Raw genomic sequence first — 21,032 nt, forward strand, 5'->3', positions numbered from 1 at the left:
GGTATATGGTTTCTTTTAAATTTATAGATGATGGAACGATTCTCTAAGGTTTCTGGAGTTTTGAAATATGTTGTTGCAATATCATTCCTTTGGATTATATCTCTTTCAGTTTATGGTCAACGATATAGCATTTACAACCACCAATTTTATGACCCAATAACAAGGGAATTGTATAAACCGGGCTTAAATATTCATACCTCCATCAAGCCGTTACGGCTTGATCAGGTTGAGAGACATTTCGACACAGATTCTCTTATTCGAAGAGGTATAAGCAAACCTGAGGGGAATCTAAATGTATGGCAAAGGTTCATACATGATGATCTTTTTAGATGGGAAAAAGATGTTGATGGCCCCATCATGATCAGGGTCAACCCAATGTTCAACCTCGAATTGGGAAAAGAGATGGATGAAAGCATCAATACCTGGACAAATACCCGTGCCATCATGTTAGAAGGAAATTTAGGCGAAAACCTTGCCTTTTATGCCGACTTTCATGAAAACCAGGCTGTTTATCCTCGATATATACGGGAGTTTGTAGATGAACGCGGGATCATTCCGGGTCAGGGAAGAACAAAACCATATGGTGATGACGGATTTGACTACTCTCAATCAACAGGTTACTTATCTTACAACGCCGGAAACTGGATAAATCTTCAACTGGGCTATGGTAAAAACTTCATAGGAGATGGACACCGTAGTCTCTTATTGTCTGATAATACTTTCAGCTATCCATATTTTAAAATGACTGCCACTTTCTGGAATCTGAAATACATGGTTATGGTGAGTCAGCTTCAGCACAAGAACACCATTCGGATTGGTGGAGATGAGAGGTTCGACTATAAATACGGCGTATTTCATTATCTATCATGGAATATTGGAGAACGTTTTTCCTTAGGCCTTTTTGAAAGTGTAATTTGGGCAGCCGAAGATGAAACTGGATACCGCGGCATGGACATGAATTACCTGATACCAACAGTTATATACCGTCCTGTAGAGTTTTCTCTTGGTTCTCCCGATAATGTCACCATGGGATTAAACCTACGTTACATTCCCTGGAATGATGCAGCTTTTTATGCTCAATATGTAATGGGCGAGTTCAAATTTGACGAAGTTTTTAGCGGGGACAAATGGTGGGCCAATAAACAAGGATTCCAGATTGGTTATAAAGATTATAACTTTTTGAACATCAGAAATCTTGACGTGCAAACTGAATACAGTCAGGTTCGACCCTATACTTATTCACATTACTACCCCATCACCAATTATGGTCATTTCAATCAGGAGTTAGCGCACCCGTTGGGTGCTAATTTCAGAGAAAGCGTATCGTTTTTAACATACAGGTGGAATCGCTGGTACCTTCACCTAAATACCATGTACGCCATCCATGGTAAAGATTTTAACGACAGCGATGATCAATATAGTTATGGAGGCAATATATTTGCTCCAAATCTGGAGAGACCTTACACCTATGGTCATGAGATTGGTCAGGGATTACGCACAACCATTACTCAGGCCGGAGGAGCCGTTTCATTCTTAATCAACCCGGTTAATAATATGAACCTAAGTATGGGATTAAACATCAGAAGTGAGGTGAATGACATAATTGACAGAACGGATACGCATTTCTATGTTGCATTCAGGACTTCTCTGAGAAATATTTATTATAATTTTTAGATGATTAGGCCAAGAGGTAGAAAGGTTGTGTGGTTGGGGGATAAGATGAAGTGAAGCGCAGTACAGTTTGGAATTCATGTAATAGATTTCTCGCTTCGCTCGAAATGACAATCTGTTATTTTGAGAGAGGTAATACTTAATTGTTATTCTGCAATACTCCGATCTCTGACTTTTATCGCAGGGTTTCCGCGATAAATACCATACGGCTCCAATATTTTTGAAGATACACTGCTAACACTTAATACAGAGTACGTACCACATAAAGTTCCGGGTGTAACCACGGCATGAGCGCCAATCCATACGCCATCTTCCAAAATGACAGGCTTCACCTGTAAATCAAACGTGGGTTTAGAATAATCATGATTTCCGTTTAAAATCATGGCACCTTGCGAAAGGCAACAATTGGCCCCAATTTTCACGACTCCAAGACTATCGATCCAGACGCGCTCACCAATCCATGTATTATCACCAATCTCAATATTCCAGGGATATTTAATGTTAACACCTGGCTTTACCACAACCCGTTTTCCTACTTTGGCTCCAAACATGCGAAGCAGAATAACTTTTATGCTGGATGAAGGATTCAACGCATTGATAAAAAACAGAGCGTTTATAATAAACCATAATGAACGAATGATCGCTCCCCGCCCGGGGTTGAACCAACTATTATCGTATCTCGATAAATCTACTGCTTCCATTAAACTATATGATTTGTTTAATTGTATATTTGCTGACGAACAAATATACAACAAAGATAAAAATTTAAGCGAACAGCTATTTCGGAGTTTTTTATCTTGTTTATCTCAATCAAAATTCGTTATTTTGTCATACGAACTAAAATGGAAGACTTATGAGCAATTCATATGAAACAGACAAAGGGGAAGTTTACGTATATACCGGAGCTACCCAGCAGAATGAGCAATCGAAATGTGGTTGCGGAGGAAACTGCGCTTGCAAAAGCGGTTCGGGAGGGTCTTGTAAATGCGGTGGAAACTGCAAATGTAAATAAACATCCAACCCGGAAGTTAAGGAGCCTACGGATACTTTACATCGACATCTCACTTCAAAATACATTCGTTCAACCTGTTGCTTATAATCAAAGTATCCGTAGGTGCTTACTATAGACCAATAGATTACTAGATATTAGATTATTAGATATTAGATTGTTAGATATTAGATATAAACAATCTTCTTATTATCATCTGATTGAACAATGTGATCAAAAAGCATTATACACTTGTCAATCTAGCATATATACATTATAAAAATATTGACATACCTTAAAAACTGAAATTCCGTGAAACGGAATTTTTCACAAGTTCACCACTCAGGGCCTCAGCAAGAACGATACTCAATCTAACTTCTAAGAGCTTTCATTTCATTAAAAATAAATAACCACATTGTTTTCTTATAGAAATCATGTAAAATTTCATCAAATTAGTTTTTCTTTGTGATCACCAAAAACCACATACAAAGAACAGCTTCAGATGAATGAATTTGTCTCCGGAAATCTGGGAGAATTATCCGCATTATTAACAGCATTCTGCTGGACTTTTACCAGTCTTGCCTTTGAATCCGCAGGGAAAAAAGTAGGATCACTACCCGTCAATCTGATTCGTCTTGTAATGGCACTTTTCTGGCTCGGTTTTTACACACTTATTACCAACGGACATTTTTTCCCGCAAAACGCATCCACGCATGCATGGGTTTGGTTAAGCGTATCCGGTTTAATTGGCTTCGTCATCGGTGACCTGCTTCTATTTCAGGCGTTTGTGGTTACAGGTGCAAGAATATCTATGTTACTTATGTCGCTTTCGCCCCCATTAACAGCCCTGTTTGGCTGGCTAATTATTGGTGAAAAATTATCCATTGCAAATTCTATCGGAATGTTCGTTACAATTTGGGGAATTGCACTGGTCATATTAGCCAAACCTGTAAAAGGGAGAAAAATGCAATTTCACTACCCCGCAAAAGGAATTCTTTTAGCTCTGGGTGGAGCTGCAGGTCAAGGCCTCGGACTGGTACTTAGTAAATTCGGAATGCAGGACGCCGATCCTTTTATGTCGACACAAATTAGAGTGATAACTGGCATTATAGGTTTTTCAATTCTCTTCACGATAACCGGAAAATGGTATCAGGTAAAAGCAGCCATGAAGCATACCAAAGCCATGTGGCATATTACAATCGGCTCATTTTTCGGTCCATTTTTGGGTGTTTCGTTAAGCCTGTTGGCCATAAAATATACCACCACGGGTATTGCATCAACGCTGAACTCTCTAACACCTGTACTCATCATACCCCTGGCATGGTATTTTTTCAAAGAAAAAATAACCACTAAAGAAGTTATTGGAGCCTTTCTGGCAGTAGCAGGTGTTACAATCTTTTTTATTTACTAAAAACCCTCCTACCATTCCACCCTCTCACAATATCACCTTTTCACCTTATCCCCTATCTACCCCATCATCAAAATGATAATACCAATCAAAATCCCGGCTAATAAAATCCCTTTTCGGCCAATGTTGACCTCATGAAACAACATAGCTCCAAAAAAGAATGCCACAACCACACTACCTCTGCGAAGTGTAGACACAACCGAAATAAGTGCTTCAGGAAAATCCAGTGCGTAGAAGTACAAATAATCGGCAATTACCAGAAAAAGGCCAATTAGAGGAATGCTCCAACGCCAAATCAGGGGAAGTGGATTCGCCATAGTCTTTCTGATCACAAAAACAACCGGCAACAGGAGTACAATCTGATAAACGCTAAAAAAAGCCTGAACCGCCATTCGATCGACGGTCTGAATAAGAAACTTATCGAACAGTGCACTGGCAGAGGCAAACAATGTACCTAAAACAGCAAACCAAACCCATTTATTATGCCGGAATGAAATGCCCTCTTTGCGACCGGCAGTTGAAAACATAAAGAAAAAGAAAAGAGTAATGGTTAACCCAATCCACTGAACAATGCTCAACCGCTCAGAATAAATAATCAAAGCTCCCATGAGTGTCCAGACTGGAGCTGTTGCACGGATGGGTGAAGCAATGGTTATGGGTAGATGCTTCAGTGAGAAGTATGAAAAAATCCATGATGTTAAAACAATAATAGTCTTGGATAATATCAACAAATGCTCATGAAACGAAATCACTGGCACATATAAATGGCTGCCTGCCTCAATAATCCCTGCTCCGGAAAGAATAATAAGTGGCAGAAAAACAACACTACTGCTGAAAGTACTGTACAACAACACCAACCACACAGCATTATCTTTTAGCGCATGTTTCTTAATAACTTCGTATATACCCAGAAAAACTGCGGAAGACAACGTAAGGAATAACCAGACCATATCATCAAATTTGAGGCGACAAATTTAATACATATTTAACCGGATTGAAATCTTTATTTAATTTTATTAAATCTGATAATGGACATGAAGTTTGACTAATTCGATAATAATCCATATTTTTAATAAAGCAATTAACGGATAACATGCAATACACACTGTTATGCAATGGAAAAATAGTTGCCGGAAACACTCTATTTACCGGTGATATTCTTATTGGTAATAGCAGAGTAATTGAGATTGCAAAAACCATCAGGAAGCCAACTCCAGATACATTAATCATTGATGCTGAAAACAAATACTTACTACCGGGATTAATTCATTACAATTGCCCGTTTCTCAAATCAGATGAGGAACCAATATCCTCAGCCATCTATATTGCTCTCTCACATGGAGCTACATTTTTAATGGATACTCTGAAGATTAAAAGAGATGAATTCAGCCTTGAAAAGATCAGAACTCTTAAAAACGACTGCCTACCTATTATATCCGATTTCGGTCTTCATCTGGATGCACTCAGGAGCAGTAAACTAACCAAAGATGAACTCGAATTAGGCCATTTGAGAGGTGGCATCACCTCTCTACTGTTGAAGTTTAAACATCTGGACAAATTCATATCAGGAGAATTTAATGATTTAATTGATATGATATCTGAAGAAGAGCTACTCCTGATTTGTGAAACCAGATTTTGCAATCAACAGACGAACATCAAACCGGGGAAGCATGCTTCTGATTTGACAATGCTTAACCAAATCGTTCATACAGTAAGAAAAAAAAGAACCAATGTTCTTTTTTTAGGGATTTGCAGTTCCGAAGAACTTGAAATTATCAATCCGGGTGGTTATCAATCTGAAAACATCTATGCATCTCTGGATATAAATAACATGATGCAGTCAAATGCATCTGAAGTTTACAAGAACCTGGATAAATATCATGCTAATAAGAACTTGCTTATTTCTCCACCAAAACTCGAACCACCTGGAATAAAACAGGATAATTTCATAGAAAACAGTCAACACTTGTCATTCATTTCTGAAACGCTGAAATCAGGTGAGCCGGAAATAGGCTCACTGATAGATCTTTGTGACATGTACGCAACGCGTCCGGCTAAGTTGTTGGGAATCTATCCGCAAAAAGGTCTGTTACAAGCGGGATCAGATGCCGATATTATTATATGGGATCCGGAAAAAATAAATGCGGAGACACCACTGGGTGCAAATCTCTCTCTTTTCCGAAAAGACATTTTTGGACTGATATTGAATGGACATTTCATTAGTGAGGATCAACTGATCAGCACCAGGGAAATGACCGGCAGATATATCCCAAGAAATACAGTTACAGTATAACCATGGTTGCGCCATAACCATATTCACGAAAAGAGGCATCCTGATAGTATAGTCCTTTATACTTGCGATCTAACTGTTTTCGGATTTCGGTTTTCAGCGTACCATTGCCAACTCCATGAATGAATACAATTTTTCGCCCCTTATTCTTTATGTTTTCTGCCATGATGGTGTGGAATTTATCCATCTGAATTTGCAAAATTTCACCATTTGACAAACCAGAAACAGAATCAATCAACTCATGTATATGAAGATCAATTTCAAGTAATTCCGGTGTGGATTTGCGCTTAACTTTGGCAGGACGCGGTTCGCTATTTCCTTCTTTCTCTTTTATAATGGCCGTGGTTTCCTTTTCAGTTAAAAGTTCCAATTTCTGTTCCAATTCATTTTTTATGATGGAAATTAAAACTGCAGGCTGATAAAAGAAATCGTTATTGGTAAAGCTGTTCTCCTTATAAAATTTTCGTGCTTTAATGGAAACGGAAGTCGATACTGGTTTTATGGCAGGATATGGCTTACCCTTTCGGAACAAAATCAATTGAACGTCCCATGTAACATCCAATTCCTGTGCTGCAACCTGATCCACAGGAATTTTCGTATTTGGTTCAATTATTCCCTGGTGTAAGGCATACATATATCCATCCTCACGCAATTCAGAAATGAGATATGAGCAGTAATAATTGCTATCGTTGATTAGATATTGCTCCAGTTCAGACTGGTCTTTTCCGGCTTTAATAAATCCAAGGTAAAACCTTGGATTGAAGTCGTCATGCCCCTCCTCTTCCATCTCTTCATGATAGGCTTCAGGTTCAGAAACCTTTTCGTTTCTCGTAACAACTTGTTGTTTTATTGGCGATTCTATGATATTATCGGATACAATTTGATTTGCTTTTTCAACAATAACCACTTCAAAAATGGGAGCAGGTACTTCAAAACCATCTTCGTCTTCCACAAAAACAAGATTTCCCTCGGTTCGGGTAACAATACCACCACCCACTTCATTTAAAAACCTGACTCTATCGCCTTTCTCTACGCGCATAACATGATAATTTACCGGATTTAACTCTTTGTTTCGCAAAGTTAGTTATTTTTGCAGCCGAAAAAAGAAGAAAATCAATTATGCCTGTTCCGGAAATAAATATTTCAGATTTTAACTATCATCTACCTGACGAGAGAATTGCCAAGTATCCTTTAGCCAATAGGGACGAATCCAATTTATTGGTTTACAAAAACCTGTCAGTAAATCATACAAATTTTAAAAATTTGACGGAGTATTTACCTGATAACACTATGTTGGTTTTCAATAATACAAGGGTCATCAGAGCCCGCATCCATTTTTTTAAATCAACCGGTGCTAAAATTGAGATATTTTGTCTGGAACCACACAGTCCATCAGATGCGGCAATGGCATTTCAGCAAACCCATGAAGTAGAATGGGTCTGTTTGGTAGGAAATTTAAAAAAATGGAAAGGGGAAACTCTATCCGCCGTTGCCAATACAGCAGTTGGCGATGTAGAAGTTTCTGCTCTGTTGACAGATAGAATTAATGATGCATGCATCATTAAATTCTCATGGAAAAACCAGCATGTCAATTTTGCAGACATTTTGGAAGGAATGGGACAAACCCCTATCCCACCTTACCTCAACAGAAAATCTGAAATCATTGATACTGAAAGGTATCAAACAGTATATTCAAAACTCAATGGCTCGGTGGCAGCTCCCACTGCAGGTCTCCATTTCTCCGAAGCCATTCTGAAAAAAATCGAAGAACAAAACCATAAACGACTGGAAATCACTTTGCATGTCGGAGCAGGCACTTTTCAACCCGTGAAAAGTGAAAAGATAAGTGGTCACGCCATGCATACAGAGCAGTTTGAAATAAGCTGTACATCCATTGAAAAACTCATCAACCACAACAACCCGGTTGTTGCTGTTGGTACCACGTCGGTTCGTACGCTCGAGTCGCTTTACTATGCCGGAGTCAGGATTATTAATGGATTGCCATACAATAAAATAGAACAATGGGATGGTTTTGAATTACCTTCGGATGCGTCTGTAAAATGTGCCTTAACATCTCTTTTGAACCAGCTGAAACGATCAAACGAGGACAGTTTTAAGGCATCCACCTCTATCATGATTGCACCCGGCTACAAATTTAAAATCGTACATGGCCTGATTACCAATTTCCATCAGCCAAAAAGCACGCTTTTATTGCTTATTAGCGCACTTATAGGCGATAACTGGAAAGAGGTTTACGAATACGCCATGAATAACGATTTCAGGTTCTTAAGTTACGGAGACAGTTCTATTTTGATTCCTTAATTACCGCCGGATTTTCTACGCTCAAGCTCCTCTTCCAATATCTCTTCAATGTCGGCTACACAGGTACCACAGATGGTTCCGGCATCTGTTTCGTCCTGTATTTCAGAAAAAGAGGTCAACTCTTTTTCGCGTATCACACGAACAATATCGCCCTTAGTTAACTGCATGTGGCGACATACAAATTCATCATTTTCAAACATAGTCTCATAAATTTTAAGTTCAAATTTAAATGATTCAGCCATATTTTCCACAAAAAATCTGGTTCAGAATATGCTGACATCATAAAAAAATGGAACAATTATTGATATGAAAACGGCGACAGGAAAATCAGCCACCGCCTAGTTTTAACAAACATTAACAGCCATCACTCCGTTTTTGGCTGTTGCTTATATACTTTTGATAAACGTTATCAGAAATTAAACATAATTCGCTAATCGGAAAAACGATAAAATTATGAATCAAACTGTTGACATCAAAGAACTTAATGAAAGAATAAAGCAGGAAAGTTCGTTCGTGGACCTGTTGACCATCGAGATGAACAAGGTAATAGTTGGTCAGAAACACTTGGTTGAAAGTCTTTTAACCGGACTACTAAGCGATGGACACATCCTTTTGGAAGGTGTTCCCGGACTAGCAAAAACCCTTGCAATTAACACTTTGGCAAGCATAGTAGATGCCAAATTCAGCAGAATTCAGTTTACCCCAGACTTGCTGCCGGCCGACCTTTTAGGTACGATGATTTACAGTCAGAAAAACGAAGAGTTCGTGGTAAAAAAAGGTCCATTGTTTACCAATTTTGTATTAGCGGATGAGATAAACCGTGCCCCTGCAAAAGTGCAAAGTGCACTTTTAGAAGCAATGCAGGAAAGACAGGTTACCATTGGCGATAAAACCTACAAACTACCTGAACCATTTCTTGTATTGGCCACGCAAAACCCCATTGAACAGGAAGGAACCTATCCCCTCCCCGAAGCTCAGGTGGACAGGTTTATGTTGAAAGTGGTGATTTCATACCCACAAAAAAACGAAGAGCAGGAAATCATTCGTCACAATCTTGCTCAAACTTTCCCAAAAGCATCCACAATACTTAAGCCCGATGACATCATCAGAGCCAGAAAGGTTGTAAAGGATGTATATATGGATGAAAAAATTGAGAAATACATTGTTGATATTGTATTCTCCACTCGATTCCCCGAGAATTACAAATTGGAGAAATACAAAGATATGATATCCTATGGAGCCTCTCCACGTGCCAGCATCAGTCTTGCCATGGCATCAAAAGCTTACGCTTTTATAAAGCGTCGCGGATATGTCATTCCTGAAGATGTGAGAGCCGTTTGCCATGACGTTATGCGCCACAGAATAGGACTATCTTACGAAGCAGAAGCCAACAACATCACATCAGAGGAAATCATCAGCGAAATTTTGAACACTGTGGAAGTACCATAATCAGGGAGCAATGAGCAGTGAGCAGTGATAACGAGCACTAACACCTGAACACTGATAACTGACAACTGAACATTGATAACTGATAACTGGTAACTGGTAACTGACAACTGAATATTCAATGGATACAACCGACATATTAAAACGAGTTCGACAAATTGAAATAAAAACGCGCGGTCTCTCCAGCAATATTTTCGCGGGAGAGTACCATACCGCGTTTAAAGGTCGCGGAATGATGTTTAGTGAAGTTCGGGAATATCACTATGGTGACGACATCAGGAACATCGACTGGAACGTAACAGCCCGTTTCAATCACCCTTATGTTAAAGTTTTCGAGGAAGAGCGGGAGTTAACAGTCATGTTGCTGATTGACGTATCAGGCTCACGGGAGTTTGGAACAACCTGGAGATTCAAAAAGAACATCATCACCGAAATAGCGGCGGTATTGTCCTTTTCAGCAATACAAAACAACGATAAAACCGGTGTCATATTCTTTTCAGACAAAATTGAAAAGTTTATTCCGCCCAAAAAAGGCCGTAAGCACATCCTTCATATAATAAGGGAGTTAATCACATATACACCCGAACGAAGAGACACCAACATTTCTGAAGTATTGCGCTACCTGACCAACGCCATAAAAAAGAGATGTACTGCTTTTGTTATTTCTGATTTTATTGACGACAATTTTGAGGATGCACTGAAAATTGCCAACCAAAAGCATGACTTGGTAGCTCTGCGTGTTTATGACCCAAGGGAGACACTCCTTCCGGATATAGGATTTGTGCAGTTTAAAGATGCGGAAACAGGAGAGAACCAATGGATAAACACATCCAACAAAAACACACGGCAAGCTTTTAATACATGGTGGGAGGAGAATGAAAAAAATCTCTACTCCACATTTACAAAATGTGGGGTTGATAACGTTTCAGTCAGAACCGATGAGGATTATGTAAAAGCATTGATGTCGCTATTCAAAAAAAGAAATTAAAATGACAGGAAAGAAATTACTGAACGCTAAAATACTTCCGGCATTGTTGCTGATGTTCATTTTTCCGGCCATTCATATTGCCCAGAATGTTACTGTATCGGCAAAACTCGATTCCACTCTGATGGTTATTGGCGGACAGATGGATTTTACCATTGAAATATCGCAACCGGATAATATTCAATTGGCATTTCCAAACATCAGCGATACCATTACAAAGAATATTGAGGTGGTAAGAGAATCAAGACCGGACACAACACACCTCGACAATCAAAGACTTGCCATTACAAAGCGATACAGAATTACATCCTTCGACAGCGGCTTGCATTATATACCACCATTGAGGTTTGAATACATGGAAGGTGAACTTGCCAGGCGCGCTGAAACCCAGTCGTCTGCCTTGCTGGTGGTAAACCCATTTACAGAAGTTGACCCTTCCAAAGGTTTTTTCGATATCAAGTTGCCGTTTAATCTGCCCTTCTTACTATCAGAATTGTGGCGATTCAAATATTGGATCCTGTCCATTCTGATTATTGGTTTGTTGGCATATTTTGGATACTATTTCTATAAAAAGCGGGAGATTCCAGTAAAAGAAATCTTTTTTCCCACCAAACCCAAAGAGCCGCCACATATTATGGCTCTTAAATCACTGGACAAAATTAAGAGTGAAAAATTGTGGCAATCGGGACAAGTTAAATCATACTATTCGCAGCTTACAGATACTTTGAGGCGATATATGGAGGATAGATACAACTTCCCGGCCATGGAACAAACCACAGGGGAAATCATGAGTGCACTGAAATATCAGGAGTTACCTGATAAAAATCTCTTTCATAAAATGGAGACAGTTCTTAGCACAGCAGATTTGGCAAAATTTGCCAAATATGAACCATTGCCGGATGAAAATGACAACTGCCTGATTTCAGCTTATTTCTTCGTAAATCAAACAAAGGAAGAGCCTGTACCAACCAGGGAAGCACTGGAAAAAGAGTTAAAGGAAGCATCCTCCGAAGACAAGCAGGAGGAACGAGACTAAAATTTGTTTTTACAGATTTTCCATGATTAAATGAGAACTTTAATATGAACTATACATTTCTTCATCCAAACTATTTCTATTTGTTGTTGTTGCTGATACCAATGATAGCATGGTACATCTGGAAGCAAAAAACCGCTTATGCATCGCTGCAGATCAGTACCCTGAGAGGGTTTGCAAGTTTAAAAAAGTCGAAGAAAACTTATCTCAGGCATCTGCCTTTTGCCTTAAGATGTCTGACTCTCATATTTTTAATTATAGCCCTTGCAAGACCACAAAGTACCAACCGGCTTCAAAATGTAACCACCGAAGGGATTGACATCATGATATCTTTAGATATTTCCGGTAGTATGCTAGCCATGGATTTTGAACCAAACCGCATGGAAGCAGCTAAAGAAGTCGCTATTGATTTCATCAGAATGCGACCACATGACCGGATCGGGTTAACCATCTTTGCAGGTGAAGCATTTACTTTATCCCCTTTGACACTCGACCACAGCGTGTTGATAAATTTAATGCGGGATGTCAGAACCGGCATGGTGGAAGATGGCACAGCCATCGGAATGGGGCTAGCTGCAGCGGCTAACCGTCTTAAAGACAGCGATGCAAAGAGCAAAGTAATTATTCTCTTATCGGATGGAGAAAACAACCGTGGACAAATAGCACCACTTACCGCAGCCGAAATTGCCAGAACCTTCGGCATAAGGGTTTACACAGTTGGCGTTGGTTCCATCGGGACTGCACCATTTCCCGTTAATACTGTTTTTGGAACCCAAATACAGAATGTTGAAGTGCGAATTGATGAAGATATGCTGACCGAGATTGCAGGTTTAACTGGAGGAAAATACTTTAGAGCGACCGACAGAAGCGGACTAGATGCCATTTACAGAGAAATTGACGAATTGGAGAGACACCAGATTGAAGTTCAGGAATACACGAGGCATTCGGAAGAGTTTCTTCCATTCGCACTACTCGCCATGCTCTTTTTGTTAACTGAAATATTGTTGAGAAATACAGTTTTTAGGACGTTGCCTTAAGAAGTTTAAAAGTTTTAAGTTGGAAGTTTAAGGTTTTAGTTTGGTGGGTGATTAGGTTGTAGGGTTTAGATTTTTGTAAAGATTATTATTGAATAAATAAAAAAGATATAGCCATGTTTCGATTCGGAAATCCGGAATATTTATACTTGCTTTTGCTGATACCGGCATTGGCGTTTATTCAGCTCATTTTCAGCTATCGCAAACGAAAGGCACTTGAACGGTTCGGCAACACCGAACTGCTCAGTCATCTGATGCCGGATGTATCAATGTATCGGCCTGTTGTGAAGTTTTATCTGTTGTTGTTGGCATTAATGGGACTTATATTCACGTTGGCAGCACCACAATTTGGGACACGTCTTCAAACTGTTCAGCGACAAGGAATTGAAATCATGATTGCGTTAGATGTTTCCAATAGTATGAACAGTCAGGACATACAACCAAGCAGGCTGGAAAGAGCCAAACAGGCCGTAGCCCGTTTAACCGATCGTTTGGTAAACGATCGGATCGGGATTGTTGTATTTGCGGGAAATGCTTATGTTCAGCTACCCATTACATCAGATTATGCATCGGCAAGAATGTTCCTCAACAACATCACAACCGATATTGTACCAACCCAGGGAACAGCCATCGGACGAGCTATTGAATTATCCATGCAGTCCTTTACTCAACAGGAAGATGTAAACCGCGCCATCATAGTTATCTCTGATGGAGAAAATCATGAGGATGATGCGATTGGAGCAGCACAACGTGCTGCTCAAAATGGGATTCTTGTATATACAGTTGGTATGGGATCGCCTGAAGGAGGCCCTATTCCTGTAGGTGGTTCAGGGAATTTCCTTCGCGATAGAAACGGGAATGTGGTAATAACCAGGCTCGATGAACAGATGCTTGCAGATATAGCACATGCCGGTAACGGGGAATATATTCCAGCAAATAACATCAGAGCAGGCATCAACCAATTAATGAACGAACTTTCGGATTTGGAACGAGCTGATTTTGAAACAAAAGTCTATACCGATTTTGAAGATCAATTCCAATACATCGCTTTTTTGGTGCTGCTGATTCTGATTATTGATTTTATTATTCTTGAAAGAAAAAATAAACTCCTGAGGAACATTGACTTATTTACAGTTAATAAAATTGAGAAGGAAAAAGGAAGTTTAACGGTGAAATAATCATGGCGGTTATGAAGATCAATAAAAATATAATAAACGTATTCATTATCTTTTTTCTGCTGCTTTTTACAGCAGAAACATTTGCGCAGGATGAAAGAAGATTTGTGCGAAGAGGTTTGGAACTCATGGAAAAGGAAGAGTATGAACAGGCCGAAGTCCAATTCCGCGAAGCATTACGTCGCAATCCAAGTTCTTTTGAAGCCGGTTACAACCTTGCTTCAGTTTTATTCCGTCAGGAGAGATTCGACGAGGCCATTGAGCGTTTTCAGGCCATTGCTCCACTTACCAACGATCCTGAATCGCTTGCCAGATTATATCATAACTTAGGGAACAGTTTTTTATACAGTCAGGAATTAGAACAAAGTATTGAATCCTATAAAGAGTCGCTTCGACATAATCCTCTTGATGATGAAACCAGGTATAATCTAATCGCTGCCAAAAAGCTGAGAGATCAGCAAGAAGAACAGCAAGATCAGGATCAGGATCAGGATGATCAGCAACAAGAACAGCAACAAGAGCAACAGCAACAACAAGAGCAGGATCAACAGGAACAGGAGCAGGATCAACAAGATCAGCAACAACAACAGCAGGAAACGGAAGGGATCAGCAGAGAAGCTGCGGAACGATTATTGCAAGCTGTTGAGGAGAATGAAAGAGACATCATGGAGAAAATGAATCGTCATCAGGACGAACAACCTGTAAGAATTGAGAAAAATTGGTAATTTTATTCCGAAAAACTCAAACTAAAATGATTTTCAGAGCGTTTTTTGCGTAAAGCGCGCAAAAAACAGAATTTTACCAAAAGGAACTTAATCAAATCATCTAATTGTGAAAAAATTAACCATATATATTTTAGCATTACTGTCCGTATGTACCTCAGCATTGGCTCAGGAAACTGAATTTAAGGCCACTGCACCATCAACAGTTGTACAGGGAAACCGGTTTCAATTGGTATATACCATTAACAAGGAAGCCGATGACATACGCGTTCCAGACATTACTGATTTTCAAATATTAATGGGGCCAACCATATCTCAAAGTTCATCTGTCCAAATAATCAATAATCAGGTGAGCAGATCTACACAATACTCATACACTTATGTACTAAGAGCAGATAATACAGGAAGGTTCACAATCCCTGCTGCAACCATCCAGGTCAATGGCCAGAGGGTACAGAGCAATCCTGTTACCATTGAAGTCATTGAATCCGAAGCCGATGCTCCTGCATCTCAACCCGGACAGCAATCTCAGCCATCAGGAGGAACCTTGTCCGATGATGATATTTTTATCACCATGACGGCCAACAAAAGCGAAGTCTGGCAGGATGAACCTCTGGTTGTTACCACAAGAATTTATACAAGAGTTAATCTTGAGGGGATTGCCGATGTTAGGCAACCGGAGTTAAGAAATTTTTTGGTTGAAGAGTTGGAGTCTGAATCGGGGAGCATTCAATGGAGCATGGAAAACATCAGAGGTAGAAACTACCGGGTTGGAACATTTAATCAAAGAGTTTTATACCCACAAACCACCGGGAGAATAACCATAGAGCCAACATCCATTGAATTTTTGGTAAGGCAAAGACAGGCAAGACAGTCACACAGCATATTTGGTGACTTTTTTGACTCATACAGAACGGTAAGAAAAAGAGTTTCCACCGATCCAATTACCATACAAGTAAAACCTCTACCCTCTCCCCGTCCGGCTAATTTTTCGGGGGTAGTTGGAAATATTTCACTCAATGTGACAGCATCAGCAACAGATGTAAAAGTAAACGATGGAATTACTGTTAGAGCAGAGATTTCCGGAACGGGGAATCACAGGCTTGCGCGCAATCCTCAATTTAACTTTCCTCCCGATTTTGATGTCTTTGACCCAAATGTATCAAACAACATCAGGCAAACTGCCCAGGGAGGAAGAGGGACTCGCACCGTCGAAACACTGATTATTCCCAGACATTCAGGCACCTTTGAAATTCCACAAGTCGAGTATAGCTATTTCAATCCTTCAACCGGAAGATATCAAACACTCAGAAGTGAACCAATAACTATAAATGTTGAACGTACAGCTGGTGTATCAGATGCCACAACCCCTGTTGCGGCATCTCCCGGCAGAGCCGCAACCCGTGAAAGTGTAAGGGTTTTGGGACAAGACATCAGGTTTATTCGAACTTCTCCAATGGTTCTGCAACCAGGAAATGTCTTCCTTTTCGGTAGCAGATTGTTTGTGTTGGCATACGTTGTGCCAATCATTCTGTTCTTTATCATCTTCTTCCTCAACAAAAAAAGAATTAAAGAAAACGCAGATGTTCAAAAGGTACGTAACAGAAGAGCCAACAGAATTGCCAGAAAAAACCTTAAAAAATCTGCTCAATTACTTAAAAAGGGTGACCAGGAAGGATTTTACGAAGAGCTGGCAAGAGCTCTTTGGGGGTATACAAGCGATAAACTTTCAATACCCCGTGCTGAACTCAATAAAGATAATGCAAGAAACATCCTAATCAACAGTGGAGCAGAAGAACAAATTTCTGATGAGTTCCTGGGAATAATAGACACATGTGAGTATGCCCGCTATTCTCCGCAAAACGACCACAGTGAGAGAGATGAACTTTATAAGAAAACTCTGACAACCATTAGCAAACTTGAGCAACAGTTGAGAAAGAGGAAAGGTTGAAAGGGTTGGAAGGTTGAAAGGGTTGGAAGGTTGAAGGGTTGGAAAGGTTGGAAGGGTTGGAAGGGTTGGAAGGGTTGGAAGGGTTGAGAGGTGGTTAGGAAGGGAATTGTCTAGATTTTTGGACAAATAAACAAATAAGAGATAAGGATTAATGTTTTGTAGTTAAATTGCAAACTATATAAAAGCTATGAAGTTAAGTCATATATATATTGTAACTATTCTGTTTATTTTCACTTCATTTAGTGTTAAGGCTGATTTTAACCTGATCATTGAACAGGCAAACCAGCATTACATGGAAAGTGAATATGGAGAAGCCATTGAACTGTATGAAGAAGTTCTAAAATCGGGAATGGTTTCGGCAGATTTATACTACAATCTCGGAAATGCTTATTACCGGCACGGATATCTGCCATCAGCCATCTTAAATTACGAAAGAGCTCTTTTGCTTGCACCTCAGGATAGAGATATCAGGCATAATCTGAATCTGGCCTACAGCCAGATTACTGATAACATTGAACCAGTTGGTGAGTTTTTTCTGGTTCGTTGGTTTGCTTCATTCCGCAACAGCGCAAATCCGGATACCTGGGCATGGATATCAATTATTACTTTTATCCTGTTTCTTGCCGGACTTTTATTCTATTTCTTCTCAAGAAGCATCCTTTTTCGTAAAATCAGTTTCTTCTTTGCTCTACTGGCTGTTTTAGTTTCAGGTATTTCTTTTGCATTTGCAAACAATCAAAAACAACGACTCGAGAACCGCAACAGAGCCATCGTATTTTCACCATCGGTAACAGTGCGAAGTGCACCTGAGGCTCGCGGAACTGAGCTGTTTGTGTTACATTCAGGAACTCGCGTTCGAATACTTCAGGTGATGGGTAATTGGTACGAAATTGAAATTGAAGATGGAAATGTTGGCTGGGTGCATGCAGAACACCTTGAGGTGATTTGAAGAGTTCAAGTATCAGTTATCAGTGGACAGTGAGCAATGTTCAGTTAGCAGTGGGCAGTTAGAAATTGAAGGTTAGATAAATTTTACTGCCCAACATCTTTTGGAGGCACCAAACCAACCACAAAAAGATTATTAAACTTACCATCTTACAAAGAACTCAGTTCTTCCGGGAACTGAATTGCAGCCAATTGAACCACCGTGTGCTCTTAATATTTGTCGTGAGTAGCTTAATCCGATACCCGATCCATCTTCCCGCGTGGTGAAAAAAGGCACGAATATTTCATCTTTTATTTCATCCGGAATTCCCGGCCCATTATCAACAACAATGATTTCAGTAACATGGTCGGATAGCAGTCGACCCGAAATTTCTATTATATTGTCTCCCTCCTCATCAAAAGCTTGTATGGAATTCTTTATCAAATTAATAATAACCTGAACCATCAATTGCTCATCCATTCTGGCTTCAAAATCTGTTTCGGGTTTTGAAAAATGTATTGATACTTTTTTCCCTTCTTTCATGGGAGAAATAAGTATGCTGATGCGATCGAAAAAGGCAGAAATTCCAACTGCTGACAATCGTAAATCAGGCATTCGCGAAAATAGCCGATAGCTTTCAACAAAGCGCATCAAAGCATCTCCCCGTTCTTCTATGGCATCCAAACCATTGATGGTTTGCTCAACAATGCGGGGCTTTATCTCATTTATCGGATTATTCTTCCACATTTCACCCAATGACTGTGCAATGGAGGTAACAGGAGTGAGTGAATTCATAATTTCATGATTCAACACCCTTATAAGCTTCAACCAAGAATCCAACTCTTTGCGCTCCAGCTCCCCCTTAATATCTTGCATAGTTACCAGTATAACAGTTTCATCGCGCAACCTGATGGCCGTACTTCTCACGATTAATTGCAAGGTTTCTTTCTCCTTCCTTATAACTATGCTTCGCTCCTTGTGGTTCTCTGAGTTCAAGAGCAGATTTCTCAACGAGGGGTTTACTTTATCAAGCTGACGCAGATGCGTCAGTGTGGATAATCCCAATAACTGAAGAGCCGATTTGTTGTTGTTAAGAACAAACTCCTTTTCGTTAAAGACCAAAACCGCAGTGTCTATGTGTTGCAAAATTTCACTAAAATACCGTTCAGCCATGCGAACTCTGATGCTTTTTTCCTGAATGATGCGATTAAGATTGTTTAATGAGCTATGCAGCTCATTTAAAAATGCGCTTCCGGTTTTGGTAGAAAAAAGGGTGCTGGTATCATCATTCTTAATGGATTCTATAAAATAATGAAGCTTTTTATATGGTTGCTGAATATACTTGATTAATCTGCCGGTCATCCAGATGGTAATCAATGAAATGGTTATAACAATCCAGACATCAACATTTCTGCCAATTAGTACACCAATTGTCAGCGATGCCAATACAATAAAAGAGATGCGCCAAACCACGCTGTTTCTAAGCAGTTTATAAATCATATTTCTTAATTTTATTGTATAAGGTTTGTCTCGTAATCCCCAATTGCATGGCCACTGATGTCATATTCCCCTGGTGTCGCATAATCGCTTCTTCAATCAAACTTTTCTCCATCTGCTCCAATGTACCATTAAACTGGTTCATGCTTTTTTTGCTCTCAATTTCACGAAACATGAAATCAGCAGGTTGTATTTTTTCCTGATCACTTAATATTACTGCCTTTTCTATGGCATGTTGTAATTCGCGCACATTTCCCGGCCAATTGTACGATAGCAAAAGCTCCATGGCTGAATCTGATATGGTCAACCCTGTTTTATGATACTTTTCGGTATATTTTAAAAGAAAATAGTTTACAAACCCCGGGATATCAGCTTTCCGTTGTCGGAGAGGAGGAATTTCTATATGAATGGTATTGATTCGATAAAGTAAATCTTCACGGAAATTTCCGTTATCCACCATTTTGGGCAGCTCTCCATTTGTGGCTGAAATTAACCGGATATTTACCGGACGAGGGTCATTTTCACCCAACCGCGTAACCGTTCTGCTTTGCAGAACGGTTAACAGCTTTGCCTGCATGGGCAAAGGCATGTTTCCTATTTCATCAAGGAAAAGAGTGCCTTCATTGGCCTCTTCAATTTTTCCGATTCTATCGTTTTTAGCATCGGTAAAAGCCCCCTTTTTATGTCCAAACAACTCACTTTCAAACAAACCCTCAACAATTGCTCCCATATCAACCATCACCATGGAATTTTGTTTTCGAGCGGATAACTGATGTATCTTTTTCGCAACAACCTCTTTTCCTGTGCCGTTTTCTCCGGTAAGCAACACATTGGCATCAGTTATCGCAACTTTTGAGATGATTTGCAAAACCTTCTTCCAACTGTCGGACTCTCCTTCAAAAACTTCATCTTTTGAATCAGCAGATTTGCTTTTTACGCTGACATCGCCTTTTGCTCTTTTTCTGCCGGCAGATACCCGGCAGGCCGATTCAATGACCTGAAGCATTTTCGCATTCTCCCATGGTTTGGTAACAAAATCGGCAGCACCCATTCGAACAGCTTTAACGGCAAGTTCAATTCCACCATACGCAGTGATCATGATCACACTTAAGCTGGGATATTTATCCAGAACCCGCTTTAACCAATATATTCCCTCGTTGCCGGTATTGATTCCGGCAGAGTAATTCATGTCGAGCAAGAGGAGATCATAATTGGTTTTTCCCAATTCGTGTAGAAGTGAATTGGGAGATGCCAATGTTTTTACTTTGCGGCATTTGCCGCAAAGCAATAGCTCAAGGGCAGTTAATATACTTTTATTGTCATCTACAATGATGATTGATGAATCTTTCATACTTCTTGCTCTGATAAAATGAATTAAAATCAGTGTCTGCTACATGTAAAATCACTACTACTGATCGACTATTTAATTTAGATTTCTCGCTCTGCTCGAAATGACAAAACGTTTTGGAAATCAAGGCGGATGATGGCGGCTTCGCCGCCATCATCCGCTCACCTCTTACAACGTAACATCCTGTCATTTTGAGCGAAGTGAAAAATCTATTACATGATTATCATTATAAAAAAC

Annotated in this window: 19 protein-coding genes; 13 read left to right on the plus strand and 6 right to left on the minus strand. The window is 39.7% G+C overall.

Features of this window, described 5'->3' with window-relative positions:
• Positions 1-30: 30 nt before the first annotated feature.
• Complete coding sequence (locus tag EV194_RS06595) at positions 31-1,674, plus strand: hypothetical protein (RefSeq protein ID WP_132433253.1); 1,644 nt, start codon at positions 31-33, stop codon at positions 1,672-1,674.
• Between the two features lie 143 nt (positions 1,675-1,817).
• On the opposite strand, the gene EV194_RS06600 is transcribed toward EV194_RS06595, so the two are convergent.
• On the minus strand, positions 1,818-2,372 hold the full coding sequence (locus tag EV194_RS06600; protein ID WP_132433254.1) for a WcaF family extracellular polysaccharide biosynthesis acetyltransferase: 555 nt from the start codon (positions 2,370-2,372) through the stop codon (positions 1,818-1,820).
• 152 nt (positions 2,373-2,524) lie between these two features.
• Here EV194_RS06600 and EV194_RS16870 point away from each other — a divergent pair, with 152 nt between their 5' ends.
• On the plus strand, positions 2,525-2,683 hold the full coding sequence (locus EV194_RS16870; RefSeq protein WP_165921816.1) for a hypothetical protein: 159 nt from the start codon (positions 2,525-2,527) through the stop codon (positions 2,681-2,683).
• A 478-nt stretch (positions 2,684-3,161) separates the two neighbouring features.
• Entirely contained in the window at positions 3,162-4,070 is a 909-nt protein-coding gene (locus EV194_RS06605; RefSeq protein ID WP_132433255.1) for a DMT family transporter, read from the plus strand.
• A 56-nt stretch (positions 4,071-4,126) separates the two neighbouring features.
• Here EV194_RS06605 and EV194_RS06610 read toward each other — a convergent pair whose 3' ends face one another.
• On the minus strand, positions 4,127-5,017 hold the full coding sequence (locus tag EV194_RS06610) for a DMT family transporter (RefSeq protein WP_132433256.1): 891 nt from the start codon (positions 5,015-5,017) through the stop codon (positions 4,127-4,129).
• 143 nt (positions 5,018-5,160) lie between these two features.
• Between EV194_RS06610 and EV194_RS06615 the strand changes: the two genes are divergently transcribed.
• On the plus strand, positions 5,161-6,360 hold the full coding sequence (locus EV194_RS06615; protein WP_132433257.1) for an amidohydrolase family protein: 1,200 nt from the start codon (positions 5,161-5,163) through the stop codon (positions 6,358-6,360).
• Here EV194_RS06615 and EV194_RS06620 read toward each other — a convergent pair.
• Positions 6,350-7,396 carry a DUF2027 domain-containing protein gene (locus EV194_RS06620; protein ID WP_132433258.1) on the minus strand — a complete coding sequence of 349 codons (1,047 nt, stop codon included), beginning with the start codon at positions 7,394-7,396 and terminating at the stop codon, positions 6,350-6,352. The two genes, EV194_RS06615 and EV194_RS06620, sit on opposite strands and share 11 nt — an antisense overlap.
• 80 nt (positions 7,397-7,476) lie before the next feature.
• Between EV194_RS06620 and EV194_RS06625 the strand changes: the two genes are divergently transcribed.
• Positions 7,477-8,679: an S-adenosylmethionine:tRNA ribosyltransferase-isomerase gene (locus EV194_RS06625; protein WP_132433259.1), complete on the plus strand. Its 1,203-nt coding sequence runs from the start codon at positions 7,477-7,479 to the stop codon at positions 8,677-8,679.
• Here the strand turns inward: EV194_RS06625 and EV194_RS06630 are convergent.
• Positions 8,676-8,879 carry a (2Fe-2S)-binding protein gene (locus EV194_RS06630; RefSeq protein ID WP_243699344.1) on the minus strand — a complete coding sequence of 68 codons (204 nt, stop codon included), beginning with the start codon at positions 8,877-8,879 and terminating at the stop codon, positions 8,676-8,678. The two genes, EV194_RS06625 and EV194_RS06630, sit on opposite strands and share 4 nt — an antisense overlap.
• A 253-nt stretch (positions 8,880-9,132) precedes the next feature.
• On the opposite strand from EV194_RS06630, the gene EV194_RS06635 reads away from it, so the two are divergent.
• From EV194_RS06635 to EV194_RS06670, 8 genes are all read left to right on the plus strand, one after another.
• Positions 9,133-10,128: an AAA family ATPase gene (locus EV194_RS06635; RefSeq protein WP_132433260.1), complete on the plus strand. Its 996-nt coding sequence runs from the start codon at positions 9,133-9,135 to the stop codon at positions 10,126-10,128.
• Positions 10,129-10,246: 118 nt separating this feature from the next.
• Positions 10,247-11,113: a DUF58 domain-containing protein gene (locus EV194_RS06640; protein ID WP_132433261.1), complete on the plus strand. Its 867-nt coding sequence runs from the start codon at positions 10,247-10,249 to the stop codon at positions 11,111-11,113.
• 1 nt (position 11,114) lies between these two features.
• The gene (locus tag EV194_RS06645; protein ID WP_132433262.1) at positions 11,115-12,146 is read left to right on the plus strand and encodes a hypothetical protein; all 1,032 of its coding nucleotides are present in this window, start codon (positions 11,115-11,117) and stop codon (positions 12,144-12,146) included.
• Between the two features lie 44 nt (positions 12,147-12,190).
• A complete protein-coding gene (locus EV194_RS06650) occupies positions 12,191-13,180 on the plus strand; it encodes a vWA domain-containing protein (protein ID WP_132433263.1) in 990 nt (329 codons plus the stop codon).
• A gap of 113 nt (positions 13,181-13,293) precedes the next feature.
• Complete coding sequence (locus tag EV194_RS06655; protein WP_132433264.1) at positions 13,294-14,355, plus strand: VWA domain-containing protein; 1,062 nt, start codon at positions 13,294-13,296, stop codon at positions 14,353-14,355.
• Between the two features lie 11 nt (positions 14,356-14,366).
• A complete protein-coding gene (locus EV194_RS06660) occupies positions 14,367-15,077 on the plus strand; it encodes a tetratricopeptide repeat protein (protein WP_132433265.1) in 711 nt (236 codons plus the stop codon).
• Between the two features lie 106 nt (positions 15,078-15,183).
• Positions 15,184-17,025 carry a BatD family protein gene (locus EV194_RS06665; protein ID WP_243699345.1) on the plus strand — a complete coding sequence of 614 codons (1,842 nt, stop codon included), beginning with the start codon at positions 15,184-15,186 and terminating at the stop codon, positions 17,023-17,025.
• Between the two features lie 187 nt (positions 17,026-17,212).
• Positions 17,213-17,974, plus strand: a complete 762-nt coding sequence (locus tag EV194_RS06670; protein WP_132433267.1) for a tetratricopeptide repeat protein — start codon at positions 17,213-17,215, stop codon at positions 17,972-17,974.
• A 138-nt stretch (positions 17,975-18,112) separates the two neighbouring features.
• Here the strand turns inward: EV194_RS06670 and EV194_RS06675 are convergent, their stop codons facing one another.
• Together EV194_RS06675 and EV194_RS06680 are read right to left on the minus strand one after the other, a co-directional pair.
• Entirely contained in the window at positions 18,113-19,450 is a 1,338-nt protein-coding gene (locus EV194_RS06675) for a sensor histidine kinase (protein WP_132433268.1), read from the minus strand.
• Complete coding sequence (locus tag EV194_RS06680; RefSeq protein WP_132433269.1) at positions 19,440-20,798, minus strand: sigma-54-dependent transcriptional regulator; 1,359 nt, start codon at positions 20,796-20,798, stop codon at positions 19,440-19,442. The genes EV194_RS06675 and EV194_RS06680 overlap by 11 nt, the downstream gene beginning before the upstream one ends.
• Positions 20,799-21,032 lie beyond the last annotated feature (234 nt).

It is taken from the genome of Natronoflexus pectinivorans, assembly GCF_004345615.1.
In the GTDB taxonomy this organism is placed as follows: Bacteria; Bacteroidota; Bacteroidia; order Bacteroidales; family Marinilabiliaceae; genus Natronoflexus; species Natronoflexus pectinivorans.

Excerpts from the sequence above, each read along its gene's own strand:
- EV194_RS06595 (WP_132433253.1), top strand. The coding sequence starts at position 31 with ATGGAACGATTCTCTAAGGTTTCTGGAGTTTTGAAATATGTTGTTGCA.
- EV194_RS06600 (WP_132433254.1), bottom strand. The coding sequence starts at position 2,372 with ATGGAAGCAGTAGATTTATCGAGATACGATAATAGTTGGTTCAACCCC.
- EV194_RS16870 (WP_165921816.1), top strand. The coding sequence starts at position 2,525 with ATGAGCAATTCATATGAAACAGACAAAGGGGAAGTTTACGTATATACC.
- EV194_RS06605 (WP_132433255.1), top strand. The coding sequence starts at position 3,162 with ATGAATGAATTTGTCTCCGGAAATCTGGGAGAATTATCCGCATTATTA.
- EV194_RS06610 (WP_132433256.1), bottom strand. The coding sequence starts at position 5,017 with ATGGTCTGGTTATTCCTTACGTTGTCTTCCGCAGTTTTTCTGGGTATA.
- EV194_RS06615 (WP_132433257.1), top strand. The coding sequence starts at position 5,161 with ATGCAATACACACTGTTATGCAATGGAAAAATAGTTGCCGGAAACACT.
- EV194_RS06620 (WP_132433258.1), bottom strand. The coding sequence starts at position 7,396 with ATGCGCGTAGAGAAAGGCGATAGAGTCAGGTTTTTAAATGAAGTGGGT.
- EV194_RS06625 (WP_132433259.1), top strand. The coding sequence starts at position 7,477 with ATGCCTGTTCCGGAAATAAATATTTCAGATTTTAACTATCATCTACCT.
- EV194_RS06630 (WP_243699344.1), bottom strand. The coding sequence starts at position 8,879 with ATGTTTGAAAATGATGAATTTGTATGTCGCCACATGCAGTTAACTAAG.
- EV194_RS06635 (WP_132433260.1), top strand. The coding sequence starts at position 9,133 with ATGAATCAAACTGTTGACATCAAAGAACTTAATGAAAGAATAAAGCAG.
- EV194_RS06640 (WP_132433261.1), top strand. The coding sequence starts at position 10,247 with ATGGATACAACCGACATATTAAAACGAGTTCGACAAATTGAAATAAAA.
- EV194_RS06645 (WP_132433262.1), top strand. The coding sequence starts at position 11,115 with ATGACAGGAAAGAAATTACTGAACGCTAAAATACTTCCGGCATTGTTG.
- EV194_RS06650 (WP_132433263.1), top strand. The coding sequence starts at position 12,191 with ATGAACTATACATTTCTTCATCCAAACTATTTCTATTTGTTGTTGTTG.
- EV194_RS06655 (WP_132433264.1), top strand. The coding sequence starts at position 13,294 with ATGTTTCGATTCGGAAATCCGGAATATTTATACTTGCTTTTGCTGATA.
- EV194_RS06660 (WP_132433265.1), top strand. The coding sequence starts at position 14,367 with ATGAAGATCAATAAAAATATAATAAACGTATTCATTATCTTTTTTCTG.
- EV194_RS06670 (WP_132433267.1), top strand. The coding sequence starts at position 17,213 with ATGAAGTTAAGTCATATATATATTGTAACTATTCTGTTTATTTTCACT.
- EV194_RS06675 (WP_132433268.1), bottom strand. The coding sequence starts at position 19,450 with ATGATTTATAAACTGCTTAGAAACAGCGTGGTTTGGCGCATCTCTTTT.
- EV194_RS06680 (WP_132433269.1), bottom strand. The coding sequence starts at position 20,798 with ATGAAAGATTCATCAATCATCATTGTAGATGACAATAAAAGTATATTA.